The following is a 13773-nucleotide window of genomic DNA, read 5'->3' as shown; positions in this document are numbered from 1 at the left end:
TTGTTTTGTGGTAAAATTAACCAACACAATATATGTGTACAGATTATATAATTTAATTTAAAAAACAAACAAAATAAGATTTTTTTAAAGTGCATCGAATATAGTAAATACTATAAGAAATTTTTATAAATGGAGGTCAATAATATGAAAAAAGATAATACTTTGAATTATGCTAAAGAGGCTTTAAAGTCAACAGCAGAAAAAGTTATAAAATCAACTGAAGAAAAAGCAGAAGCTGCAAGGAAAATAGCTTCGGATATTGTTATAAAAGGAAATGTGCAAAAGACATTTGATGCACTAAAAAATACTGCTAAAAATGTTAAAGCAAAAGCAAGTAGAACAACAACGTCTGCAACAATTGCTGCTAAAAAAACAGTAGCAAAGAAAGTTGATGTTACATTTTACGTTCAATACGAAGGAAAAGAGGTTTGTAAACAAACGATCCTAGATAAAGTTTGTGCTGAATGGGTAAAATCCCATAAACTTTCAGAAATAAAAACCGTGGAAGCATATTTAAAGGTTGATGAAGATAAAGCGTATTGCTTGGTTAATGGAGATAGTAAAATAGACTTTAAATTATCTTAATATAAGTTTATAAATATAATAGAAGGCTTATGGCCTTTTATTATATTCCAAGATTATACTGATTTTAATACATAATTTTGTTAATGGGGCTACATAATACAATGTATATTAAATTTTTGATATAAATATTAATATATTGATATTTAAAGTTTGAGTAATATATTTAAATATTATCGTAATTATTAATATGAAAATAGGATTATAATAATATAAATGAATTTTATAATATTATCATGTAATATATTAATCTATATTTAGAGGGGAATGAAAAAAAATGAGAAGTGATTCAGTAAAAAAAGGTATTCAGCAGGCACCACATAGATCTCTACTTAATGCGCTTGGCATGACAGAGGAAGAAGTTAAAAGACCATTAATAGGTATTGTCAGCTCTTATAATGAAATTGTACCAGGGCATATGAACTTAGATAAAATAGTGGAGGCAGTAAAGCTCGGCGTTGCCATGGCAGGGGGAACTCCTGTAGTATTCCCAGCCATAGCAGTATGCGATGGCATTGCCATGGGACACCAAGGAATGAAATACTCACTTGCAACTAGAGAATTAATTGCAGACTCTACAGAAGCAATGGCAATGGCACATGCCTTTGACGCACTAGTAATGGTACCAAACTGTGATAAAAACGTACCAGGACTTTTGATGGCAGCGGCAAGGGTTAATATTCCGACAATATTTGTAAGCGGTGGACCAATGCTTGCAGGAAAAGTCGGCGGAAAGAAAACAAGCCTATCTTCAGTATTTGAAGCAGTAGGTGCATACTCAGCATCTAAAATGTCATTAGAAGACGTTCAAGAATATGAAATGAAAGCATGCCCAACCTGTGGATCCTGTTCTGGTATGTTCACGGCGAATAGTATGAACTGCCTAACAGAAGCTTTAGGAATGGGACTTAAAGGAAACGGAACCATACCGGCTGTATATTCAGCAAGAATAAGGCTAGCAAAACATGCTGGGATGCAAATCATGGAGCTACTTAAAAAAAATATTAAGCCTAGAGATATTATGACAAAAGACGCATTTATGAATGCACTTACCGTAGACATGGCATTAGGTTGCAGTACAAATAGTATGCTACATTTACCAGCCATTGCTCATGAAGTAGGAATAGAACTTAATCTTGACATTGCAAACGAAATCAGTGCAAAAACACCCAATCTTTGTCATCTTGCACCAGCTGGGGATTCATATATTGAAGATCTTGATGAAGCAGGAGGAGTATATGCTGTTATGAATGAGCTTGACAAAAGATGCCTTCTGAAAACTGATATTATTACCTGTACAGGTAAAACAGTATCAGAGAATATTGTTGGTTGTATCAACTTAAATAAGGATATTATTAGGCCTATTGAAAATCCATATAGTGAGACGGGTGGAATCGCAGTGCTCAAAGGAAATTTGGCACCATACTCGTGTGTTGTAAAACGTTCTGCAGTGGTACCAGAAATGATGAAACATCAAGGGCCGGCAAGAGTATTCGAATGTGAAGAAGATGCAAATACAGCAATCATGGGCGGTGAAATTGTAGCAGGAGATGTAGTAGTAATAAGATATGAAGGTCCTAAGGGTGGTCCAGGCATGAGAGAAATGCTCAACCCAACCTCTGCTATCATAGGTATGGGACTTGGCAGCACAGTAGCACTCATAACAGATGGACGCTTTAGTGGTGCATCAAGAGGCGCAGCCATAGGCCATGTATCGCCAGAAGCTGCAGTAGGAGGAAATATCGCACTTGTTGAAGAGGGTGATATAATTGAAATAGATATTATGGCAAACACAATAAACTTTGACGTATCAGAAGAAGAACTAACTATTAGAAGAGCAAATTGGAAACCAAGACAACCTAAAATTACAAGTGGTTATCTAGCACGTTATGCAGCCTTAGTAACATCTGGTAACAGAGGAGCAGTATTAGAAATACCAGGAAAGTAAAAAAAGCAAATCCTATTATAGGATTTGCTTTTTTTTATAAATGACTTATAATGTATATATTATAAACGTTTGAGGTGGTGAATAGTATGAATCTTCTGGACAATATAAATAAATTTGATATGCAAAAATTTGATTGGGGTGAAATATCATGGATACATGAACCAGTCGATTCTCCTTATAGAAGACTTAGTGTGGCACAAGTGAAAATTTATCCTGGATGTCAGCAAAAAAAACACTGGCATCTAGGAGAGGAGCAGCTTTTTTACGTTGAAGATGGACAAGGTATTTTTATTACAGATGGTAAAAAAGAAGATATGTATAAATCAATGATTGTTTACTGCCCAGCCTATTCAGAACATGAGGTATATAATACAGGGAAACAAGATTTGATTTTCGTAGTAACTTATGTGCCCATAAAATTAATTCAATTAGAAAAACACTACATAATTGCAATGGATAGAAATATGCAGGATATGATTCCTATAGAAATACTTAAAAATATAAAAGAACAATTGTCTGAGATTTTAAAGATTACAATTAATATTTACGATGAGAATAATAAAATTCTTACACAAGGAGATTATAAAAATAACTTTTGCAAAATGTGTAATTCTTATCAACAGTGCTATAAAGTGGAATATACTACTGAAAGCGTTAACCAATTATTTTATAAAATGTATAAATGTGAATACGGATTAACAGAAATAAAGGTACCTATTACACTAAATGATAATGTTTTTGGATATTTAAAAAGTGGAAGCTTCATTCTACAAAAATCTAAAGATATTAAGGAAAAGGTTTTTAAAATGGCAAAAAAACTGGGATTAGAGGAAGATGTTATATTGACATCCTACGAACAAATTTCCAGTATAATTAAAAGCCGTATATATGTAATAGAAGAGTCTTTAACCATTGCATCACAATTAATTCAAAAAATGTTAGAACGTAGTATTCTAGAACATGAACTTATAGAAAAAGATAACGAAATATTGATAAATACAAAAGAAAAAATACAGTTAAAAGATGCACTAAAAAAAGCCAATATTAAAATGTATAATGAAAAAATATTTGCGGGAGGTACAAGCATATTAAAGGACATTGTCTACCCGTATGAATTAGAAATTATGCTAGAAGACGCTATCAAAGGACTTGATGTGAAAAAGATAGAAGAGGGCATTAATAGCTACAGAAATATAAATGCTCAAAGCGATGGTATAGTGAAAGAAATGATTATTGTTTTATCCAGAACAGCTTTGAGAGGACTCGAAAATATACAAATTATATCACATGTTAGAAAAAAATATGACAAATATCTTCAAGACATTGAAAAAGAAGATCCGTGGGAGATTTTGAAATGTTTTTGTTTTGACTGTATTGAAGAGTATAAAAAAAATGTAAAAAGTAACGGAAGAAAACTTATAGATAACATTAACATGTACATTAATGTTCATTATAAAGAAGATTTAAATTTAAATCTTATTGCTGATATATTTTTTATTAGTCCAAATTATTTAAGTTCTCTTTTTAATGAAAAAAACCATATATCTTTTAGTAATTTTGTGCAAAATTTAAGAATTGAAGAAGCAAAGAAAATTTTAATGACTACCAATTTTAAAGTTAAAGATATTAGTAAAATGGTTGGTTATAATAACAACAGTTATTTTGTAAGCTTATTTACAAAAAATGTAGGCATGACGCCTAACGTATATAGGGGGAAAATTCAAACCTCCCTTTAATTAAGAACAGATATCAATTAGAAGCTGGAGGATTACTTAATGAAAATCGATTTAACTGAAGGAAATATTTTAAAAAAACTTATAATCCTTTCAATACCTATCATGGGAACGTCACTGATACAAACAGCTTATAGTCTTACTGATATGATATGGGTTGGTGCTTTAGGATCTAGGGCTGTAACGGCAGTAGGCACGGCGGGATTTTTCACTTGGTTTGCTTTCGCGTTCATAACAATTCCCCAAATAGGTGCAGCGGTGGGGGTGTCACAATCTGTAGGAAGAAAAGATATAGAAGAGACCCAAAGCTATATACGACATTCGTTGCAAATGAACATAGTTTTTGCTGTTTTGTATGGAGCTACAATGATTATATTTAGAAAGCAGCTTATAGGTTTTTTTAATATTGGTGGTGCTGATATTGTTAGTATGGCAATTAGTTATCTTGTTATAGTTTCGGCAGGAATGATATTTTTCTTTACACCTCCTGTACTTACAGCAATATTCAATGGACATGGAGACAGTCGAACACCTTTTAGAATAAATACAATTGGACTTATGGTAAATATGATACTTGATCCTATTTTGATATTAGGTGTGGGACCATTCCCAAGTATGGGAGTTAAGGGAGCGGCTATTGCTACAATATTTGCGCAGTTTGTTGTAACAATAATATTTAGTTTTGTGATAACAAAAAAAACTGATTATTTCTCTTCGCTAAATTTTCTGCAAAAACCTGATTGGAGGCATGTGGGAAAAATCGTTAAGTTTGGTATGCCGGTTGCAGTGCAAAGTGGAGTATTTACTTTTATAGCAATGATAATAGCAAGAATATTATCGAGGTGGGGATCAACCCCGATTGCAGTGCAAAGCGTTGGGGCACAAATCGAGTCAATATCATGGATGACAGCTGGAGGGTTTCAAACTGCTTTAAGTGCCTTTGTAGGGCAAAATTTCGGAGCTGAAAAATGGGATAGAATCTATAAGGGGTATTTTATAGGATTGGGTATTATTGCAATTTTTGGAACAATAACCTCCTGTTTACTAATGTTTTTTCCAGGACCTATTTTCTCTGTTTTTATTTCAGAGAAAGAGGTAATAAAGGATGGCATTATATATCTAAGAATACTTGGAATATCACAACTTTTCATGTGTTTAGAAATAACAACAGCAGGAGCCTTTAATGGTCTTGGAAAGACAGTGCCACCTTCAATAGTAGGAATTGTTTTGAATGCTTTAAGAATTCCAGGAGCGCTTTTACTTTCGACTATTATTGGACTGAGTGGAGTATGGTGGAGCATAAGCCTTAGCAGTGTCCTAAAAGGTACAATACTAACAATTTGGTTTATTATATTTCTTCGAAAACGTCCTGAAATAAGATGGAAGACAAAGTAAAAGTAGGTCATGTTTTGGGGCCGATTTAAAGTTATTTAATAAATATTTCAATTAGCCAAAATTAAATATGGAAGTATATTAATATTAAAAATAGATAAAGATAAAATATAGCTGTACTCATTTATTATTTTGTACGTCTTATGGTATTTAAATTTTTATATACACGAGTTGGAATTTGTGATAAAATTGTCACTATAACAAGAATATTAAGATAATTTGCTTGATGGTAGTGATTGGTAAGTAAGTGAGCTGTTTTGTTTCTATCTTAACCTAGGAGGAAAAAAATTATGGGAAATCTAATGAAAAAGTGGAACGGAATGAGTCTTGTAAAACGAATAATTGTAGGTTTAATTGTTGGTATTATTTTGGCTGTAACAATTCCTGAGCAAGCAAAACCAATAGTCATTTTCGGTTCTTTATTTGTAGGTGCTTTGAAAGCGATTGCACCAATATTAGTATTTTTTTTGGTAATGTCAGCCATCTCACAACACAGGAGTGGTCATGAAACAAATATGAAGTCCATTATAGGACTTTATCTTTTGGGAACATTTTTAGCTGGACTTGTAGCAGTTGTTGTAAGCTTTATGTTCCCAGTAACATTAACACTTACTGTAGGAGTTAAGGATGTGACACCACCAGGTGGCGTCGTAGAGGTTCTTAAAGCATTGCTATTAAATATTGTTGATAATCCAGTGAAAGCACTTTTTAATGCCAATTATATCGGCATATTGTCTTGGGCATTACTTCTTGGCTTTGCATTAAAAAATGCGCCTGATACTACAAAAACAATGATCAATAATTTCTCAGATGCACTAACCCAAATGGTTAGATGGGTAATTAATTTTGCACCACTAGGTATCATGGGTCTAGTTTTTGATGCCATTGCTACAAATGGAGTTTCGGCCTTACTTAGCTATGGAAGATTACTTGCAGTTCTGCTTGGATGCATGGTCTTTATGGCTCTTGTTGTCAATCCAATCATTGTATACGTAAATATTCGTAAAAATCCATACCCGCTTGTGCTTATGTGCTTGAGGGAAAGTGGTATTACAGCATTCTTTACACGTAGCTCAGCTGCAAATATTCCTGTAAATATGAGTTTGTGTGAAAAACTTGGTTTAGATAAGGACACGTATTCTGTATCCATCCCACTAGGTGCTACTATTAATATGGCAGGTGCAGCAGTTACCATTACTGTCTTGACTCTTGCCGCAGTTACTACACTGGGTATTGAGGTAGATATGGCTACAGCATTAATTCTAAGTATACTTGCTGCTGTATCCGCTTGTGGTGCTTCTGGCGTGGCTGGTGGTTCGCTACTCCTAATTCCTTTAGCATGCAGCTTATTCGGAATTCCAAATGACATTGCAATGAAGGTAGTTGGTGTAGGTTTTATAGTAGGAGTTCTACAGGACTCCTTCGAAACGGCTCTTAATTCATCAACAGATGCACTGTTCACAGCAACAGCTGAATTTGCAAAGATGCGTAAAGAAGGAAAAGAAATTATTATTAATAAATAGAAAATGCTGGTTTTTGTGAGTTAAGTTTTATTTAAGCAATTGAAAATGAAAAGATGGTTACCTATGTTAATATATAGGTAACCATCTTTTTAATTTATGAAAATAGGTTTGTACTGTTTATTGAGCTGTTTTATAGAAATACCATCGACTGATTTAAAATCGAAAGTTTCAGGCTTTAAATTGTACATAAATCATCCCTATATATATTATACGATATGATATGTTATAATTAAGTAATATATGAAAATTAAAGGAAATAAATCAACAAATGAATCGTGTAAATTATATTACACTAGATATGCAGAGGAGTGATATATAAAATGTCCAAAAAAAAGATGAAAATATTTTTTTTAGTAATATTAGGTATTATAATAATATTAATAGCAGTATTTATATTTAGTGTTTTTACAAAAGGGGTTAGTGCAGCTAAAACTTTTGATACATATAAGAATAGCTGGGTAAAGAAAGATTACAAGACCATGTATAGCATGATTTCAAATAAAACAAAAGAAAAAATAACTCAAGATGATTTTGTTAAGAAATATACTGATATTTACGGTGGAATAGAGGCAGAGAGTATTTCAATTAAACTTAATAATAAAGATGAAATTAAAGATGGAAATGAAAAGACTATTAATATACCATTCTCTATAGCCATGAAAACAGCTGTTGGGCAATTAAATGAGTCTGGATATACAGCAATTATGGTAAAAGAAAAAGTTGATAATGAAAATAAGTGGACAATAGTCTGGGATGAAAAGATGATATTCCCAAGTATGGAAGCAGGAGATAAGGTTAGGATAGTACCTGCGCTTGCTACACGTGGAGAAATTTATGACCGGAATGGGAAGCCACTTGCTAAAAATGAACAAATTCCTATCTTAGGATTAAAACCTATTGATTTTGTTATAGATAAAGATAATAATATTTCACAATTAGCTGAAATTCTAGATATTGATGCCGCGGTTATAGAGGATAAACTAAAAGGAAATGAAAATTCTACTCAGTTTCTACCAATTGTTAATATAATTAAAGGTGATAAAACATCTGAGGCTAACAAACTTGATGGAGTACTCTTCCAGTCTGATATTGGAAGAGTATATCCAGGAGGAGAAGCGTTTGGGTCGCTTATAGGATATATAAGGCCTATACAGGCTGATGATATAAAAAGAATGCCTGGTCAGGGTTATAGTTCGGTAAGTTTTATAGGTGCTGCAGGTGTAGAACAAGTATATGAAAAAAGACTCAAAGGAGAAAATGGAGGAAGAATATATATATCAGATAAAAGTGGTGTTGAAAAAAAAGAAATTCTTACAAAAGAATCTAAAGCTGGAGAAAATATAACATTGTCAGTAGAATTAGTGCTTCAGACAAAAATATATGAAGGAATGAAAAATGATGCGGGGGCTAGTGCAGCAATAAATCCAAAAACTGGAGAAGTATTGGCTTTAGTAAGTTCCCCGTCATATGATTCAAATGCATATACTACTTATAAATCTAATACAATAGTTGCAAAATGGGAAGAACTTCAAAAAAGTGGTGTGGATCCATTTCAAAATAGATTTTCAAGGGCGTATTCTCCAGGATCTACATTTAAATTGATAACGGCGGCTATTGGTTTAGAGCAAGGTACTATAGACCCAACTAAAAAAATAGAAATAATAGGTGAAAAGTGGCAAAAAGATGCATCATGGGGACCACATATGGTTACCAGGGTTGGGACTCGGGTAGCACCAGTTAATCTACAGGATGCATTTGTATTTTCTGATAACATATACTTTGCAATGTCAGCTCTTGACATAGGTAAGGATGAATTCATAAAAGGAAGCAGCAAATTTGGCATAGGGGAAAAGCTACCAATAGTTTATCCTATGGTAAAATCACAAGTAGCTACTGATAAAATTATAAATGATGAGGCATTAGCAGATACTGGTTATGGTCAGGGCCAGGTTCTTATGAGTCCACTCCATATTGCACTAGCATATAGTTCGATTGTCAACGATGGCAATATTATGTCCCCAACTTTAGAGGGTTTTAATGAAAAGGTAAAATCTAAGGTTTGGAAAGAAAGTGTAATTTCTAAGGAAAATGTTAAAATTATAAAAGATGATTTAACTGCTGTAATAGATACAAAAGGGGGCACAGGTAATGCTGCCCAAATTGCAGGGGTAGTTCTTGCAGGTAAAACGGGAACTGCGGAACTTAAGAAAAATGCAGAAGATGCTAATGCAAAGGAAAATGGATGGTTTATATGTATGGATACAGCAAATCCTAAAATAGTGGTAGCAATGCTTATAGAGGATGTCAAAGGAAGAGGTGGAAGTCATTATGTGGTACCGATTGTAAAAGAGGTAATGGAATATTACTTAAAGAGATAGTAAAATAATAACATCCCAAAATGCTCTAGCTAAAGTGATAGAGCATTTTGGGATGTTTTATTTGTATCATTCTTTATTTATATTTATTAATTCTATTTTATAATTTCCATCAGGAGATTGTACTTCTACAATATCGCCTATTGTCTTTCCAAACAAAACTCCTCCTATTGGCGACTCTATGCTAAATTTGCAATTTATTATATCCACTTGTAATGTTGTTACAAGTTCTATTTCTTCTACATCATCACTGCCTTCAAATTTTATCAGTAATTTATCTCCTATATTTGCACCTTTAATATTAACAATAACATCATCTATAACTTCGGCAGTTCTAATCATTTTTATTAAATAACCCATTCTTCTGTAGTTGTCGTACATGCTTGATTTTGCGGCTTTATATTCAGCATTTTCACTTCTATCACCATGAGCTGCAGCTATCATTTTTTCATGGGCAATTTCCATTGTCAAAGGCCCTTTACGATAATCAAATTCTTTTTGGAGTTGTTCAACATCTTTTTTAGTAAGTTTATTGTTCATTTTTTCACCTTCTTTTTTTAAAAATTACATTATATTAAAAAAACACTAAAGTCATATATACTATATATTGTGATTAAAATATTCTACGCTTAAGACAACCATTATACCACCAAAGTTATGGACTGATGTAACCTTTTATTTTAGTCAAGTGAAGTAAAAAAAGATAATGGAACATTTTTGTAGTTTAGCTCGTAAGCTATTATACAAAGCTTACATTGGAAGGAGCTACTATGTGTAATAGTTATTTTAGAGGTAATATTATATGTCCTATAATTGTATCTTATGCAAGAGGTGATGTAAACGGTGATGGAATACCTGACAATGTTTATTTAACTGGTGTTAAGACATCGGACAGTCCTTTTACGGAAGATATCACTCTAGTAATACAAAGCGGAAGGACAGGGAGTTTTACTAGTATACAACTAAGTGAAAACGTAGGTTATAACCCTACACTATTTTTAGGGGATTTTACAGGAGATGCTGTAGATGATATATTAATAAGTATTGCTACAGGTGGCAGTGGTGGAATAATGCACTACTACATTTATTCTTTCCTTAATAATAAAATACGATTAATGTTTGATTTTGATTTATTTAACGAGAAGTATCAATATGATGTTACTTTTGAAGACAATTATAAGGTTTACGTTATCAGTGTGATTAATAATGAGAAATATATTATAGATATATCCAATAAGGATGATGATTATTTAAATGAAATATACGATGAGTTTGGTAAGCTAAAGAATCCAATTGATGGATTTGTAAATCCGCTAAGTGGTTTATATCCTGTGGATTTTGATGCAAATAAAGTATATTCGTTACTCGCTTATCAAAAAATAGCTGGAAGGTACAACGCAGATTCTTTAGGTTATGTTATGAATACTCTAGAATGGAAAGATAACATATTTGTTTTGGATAACCAAAATGTAGCTATCTTTGGAGCAAAGGTATAGATATATGTTAAATCTAGTTAGTATTAACAGAAAAAAAGGACTATCTCAAAAGGTAGTCCTTTATTTTCTGTTAAAAAAAATAGGGGGTTTTATAGTATATGTATAGATTATTATATTATAAATTAGGGAATAATTCTAATAATACAGATTAATAATTACATGAATTAAAAGGTAATAGCTTTATCTAGGCCCTAGCTTTGAGAATAGCAAGGTTCACAATAGCATAGAATTTAACTGCATAGGAGGTAAACAAATGGGTGATGATTACAATGTGTATTGTTTTAATCACATAGCTAACACTGAAAAAGTTATTAATAATCAGATTGAGGATTTAAAAACTGATATTTCATGCTTAAGTTTTGAAATGGAAAATATGTCTCAGGGGCCTAATGGGCTTTATTCAACAGACGGAAGAGTAGCGGAACTAACTTATCAAATTAATAAGCTGAAATCGCAATTAGATAGACTAACAAAAGAAGAACAAAACTAAAAAAAGTTAATGGAGTATCGTCTTGTAAAAAGGAGGGTGCTTTATTAATTTTATGATGCTTAATTGTCTTTAAAGTGTTAGAATTAATTGATTTGATATAAAAATAAATTGTAAGGCGTGATGAAAATGGAAGAATTAAAGAGTGCAATTGATGAAATTATACAACAAGACGTTATAAAATTAGTTATAAGTAATAAAATGAGTGTGGATGAGAAGTACAATAAAATAACCTTTATTCTTAAAGAAAATGCTACAAAACAATATTATCAAATAGAAAAATGTACAGATAAGCAAGTATTTCATGAAAATATTAATATAGATATTTTAGGTGAAAAACTTTTAGAATATGTATCATCCCATTATAAACAAATTGATGCTTGGTCAGATACAACAACATTTGATTTGAAAATTTCTAAAAAAGGTAAAGTACATTTAGGCAAGAAAAAAAGTGATAATGCAAAACTTACCAATAAAGCACATAACAAAGAAAAAAATTATATTCTTAAAGAGGGTATGATAATTGAACCTCTTATAGATTTAGGCATTTTCACAAAAGATGGCAAGGTTGTAAGTTCAAAATATGATAAATATAAGCAAATAAATAGATTTGTTGAAGTTATTGATGACGAAATTAGAAATAATAATTTTGCGGAGCTTACAATAATAGACTTTGGTTGTGGGAAATCTTATTTAACATTTATACTATATTATTACTTTGTAGAAATTAAAAAAATTGATGTTAAAATGATAGGGCTTGATCTTAAGGAAGACGTGATTAACAACTGTAATGATATAGCTAAAAGGTATAATTATGAGAACTTGCATTTTGAGTTAGGGGATATAAATGGATTTAAATATAATGATAAAGTTGATATGGTTATAACATTACACGCTTGTGATACAGCTACCGATTATGCATTATATAATGCTGTAAAATGGAATAGTAAGATGATTTTCTCTGTTCCTTGTTGCCAACATGAAATAAATAGCCAAATTAAAACAGAGTCATTGTCTATAATAACTAAATATGGAATAATACAAGAAAGGGTTGCAGCGCTTATGACAGATGCAATAAGAGCAAATCTTTTAGAGTGCGTCGGATACAAAACCCAACTTCTAGAGTTTATAGATATATCACATTCTCCTAAAAATTTATTGATCAGAGCTTCAAAATCTAATATATCTACAGAAAAAAAATCAAAAGCGCTGGCTGAAGTTAATGTTTTAATTAATGAGTTTAATTTAAAGCCTACATTATTTAATTTATTAAAAAAGGATAATTTAATTTAAAATAGATGTGAAGGGATTTGAAATATGTTTAATTTATTTTTGGCTATATTGTGTAGCTCATCTATTGCTCTTATTTTTAAGTATAGTGAAGGCAATCAAATGAACAGATATGCAGTTACAAGTGCAAATTATTTTACTGCTTTAACTATAGGACTCCTAATGATTATAGTTAAACCACCACTAGAAATTAACTTTTCAGCAACAAATTTTATTGCTGAGTTCATTAATGTTTTATCACAAAATAATGTGGCTTTTTCTAAGGATGCCAGTTTTGTTTGGTCCATATTACTTGGTATAATAGGGGGCGTTTTTTTCTTTTTGTCATTCCTTTATTATCAGAAAAGTGTAAAGGAAAATGGTGCATCTCTTTCAGGAACATTTGGTAAGCTTGGAATTTTAGTGCCTATGGTGTTTTCTATCATATTTTGGAAGGAAATTCCCAAAGCTATTCAATGGGTAGGAATATTTATAGCTTTATTTTCAATAGTTTTTTCCAATATATCACAGGATGAAAATAAAAGTACAAGCATAAATTTTACACTCATTTTATTGTTTTTATTTGGAGGTATGGCAGAATTTCAAAATAAGTTATTTCAGAAATATGCTTTAATAGAATATAAAGATATATTTTTATTTGTTATATTTATTACAGCATTTTTATTTAGTTTATACTTCGTTGTAAAATCAGATAAGATAGTAATGAAAAGAGACTTACTCATGGGAATGTTGGTGGGGATACCAAATCTATTTTCTTCTTATTTTCTTATAATGGCTTTGAATTCCATACCCACATCCATAGCTTTTCCAGTGTACAGTGCAGGAAGTATAATATTTATAAGTATAGGAGAAGTAGTCTTATATAAAGAAAAGTTATCTAAAAAGAATGAAATAGCGATAGGACTAGTTATTATAGCATTAATATTAATTAATTTAGGATAATACTA

General features: G+C 31.6%; 11 protein-coding genes. 10 read left to right on the top strand and 1 reads right to left on the bottom strand.

Translation table 11 applies throughout. The features are described 5' to 3' along the window. Positions 1–144: 144 nt before the first annotated feature. The 6 genes from ACREWB_RS13885 (at position 145) to ACREWB_RS13860 (ending at position 9556) form a co-directional block, all read left to right on the top strand. Positions 145–585 (top strand): DUF6465 family protein, encoded by a 441-nt coding sequence (locus ACREWB_RS13885; RefSeq protein WP_431548042.1) that lies wholly within the window; start codon positions 145–147, stop codon positions 583–585. Positions 586–859: 274 nt separating this feature from the next. Continuing rightward, the gene (gene ilvD / locus ACREWB_RS13880; protein WP_431548041.1) at positions 860–2530 is read left to right on the top strand and encodes a dihydroxy-acid dehydratase; all 1671 of its coding nucleotides are present in this window, start codon (positions 860–862) and stop codon (positions 2528–2530) included. Between the two features lie 86 nt (positions 2531–2616). After that, a complete protein-coding gene (locus ACREWB_RS13875) occupies positions 2617–4266 on the top strand; it encodes a PocR ligand-binding domain-containing protein (RefSeq protein ID WP_431548040.1) in 1650 nt (549 codons plus the stop codon). A gap of 39 nt (positions 4267–4305) precedes the next feature. Then, positions 4306–5658, top strand: a complete 1353-nt coding sequence (locus ACREWB_RS13870; protein WP_431548039.1) for an MATE family efflux transporter — start codon at positions 4306–4308, stop codon at positions 5656–5658. A 287-nt stretch (positions 5659–5945) separates the two neighbouring features. Further along, complete coding sequence (sstT, locus tag ACREWB_RS13865; RefSeq protein ID WP_431548038.1) at positions 5946–7178, top strand: serine/threonine transporter SstT; 1233 nt, start codon at positions 5946–5948, stop codon at positions 7176–7178. Positions 7179–7498: 320 nt separating this feature from the next. Next, a complete protein-coding gene (locus tag ACREWB_RS13860; protein ID WP_431548037.1) occupies positions 7499–9556 on the top strand; it encodes a penicillin-binding transpeptidase domain-containing protein in 2058 nt (685 codons plus the stop codon). Positions 9557–9622: 66 nt separating this feature from the next. On the opposite strand, the gene ACREWB_RS13855 is transcribed toward ACREWB_RS13860, so the two are convergent. Then, positions 9623–10093 (bottom strand): GreA/GreB family elongation factor, encoded by a 471-nt coding sequence (locus ACREWB_RS13855; protein ID WP_431548036.1) that lies wholly within the window; start codon positions 10091–10093, stop codon positions 9623–9625. Between the two features lie 230 nt (positions 10094–10323). On the opposite strand from ACREWB_RS13855, the gene ACREWB_RS13850 reads away from it, so the two are divergent. The 4 genes from ACREWB_RS13850 to ACREWB_RS13835 all read left to right on the top strand — a co-directional run bounded on the left by ACREWB_RS13850 (position 10324) and on the right by ACREWB_RS13835 (position 13768). Continuing rightward, positions 10324–11049 (top strand): YybI family spore inner coat protein, encoded by a 726-nt coding sequence (locus tag ACREWB_RS13850; RefSeq protein ID WP_431548035.1) that lies wholly within the window; start codon positions 10324–10326, stop codon positions 11047–11049. A gap of 253 nt (positions 11050–11302) precedes the next feature. Then, positions 11303–11539 carry a hypothetical protein gene (locus ACREWB_RS13845; RefSeq protein ID WP_431548034.1) on the top strand — a complete coding sequence of 79 codons (237 nt, stop codon included), beginning with the start codon at positions 11303–11305 and terminating at the stop codon, positions 11537–11539. A gap of 126 nt (positions 11540–11665) precedes the next feature. Next, positions 11666–12829 (top strand): class I SAM-dependent methyltransferase, encoded by a 1164-nt coding sequence (locus ACREWB_RS13840; protein ID WP_431548033.1) that lies wholly within the window; start codon positions 11666–11668, stop codon positions 12827–12829. Positions 12830–12853: 24 nt separating this feature from the next. Next, the gene (locus tag ACREWB_RS13835) at positions 12854–13768 is read left to right on the top strand and encodes an SMR family transporter (protein ID WP_431548032.1); all 915 of its coding nucleotides are present in this window, start codon (positions 12854–12856) and stop codon (positions 13766–13768) included. The last annotated feature ends 5 nt before the right edge of the window (positions 13769–13773 follow it).

The organism is Clostridium sp. (genome assembly GCF_050717635.1).
GTDB lineage: Bacteria > Bacillota > Clostridia > Clostridiales > Clostridiaceae > Clostridium_AD.
The sequence above is the reverse complement of the archived record's forward strand: the minus strand, read 5'-3'. Positions and strand labels throughout refer to the sequence as shown.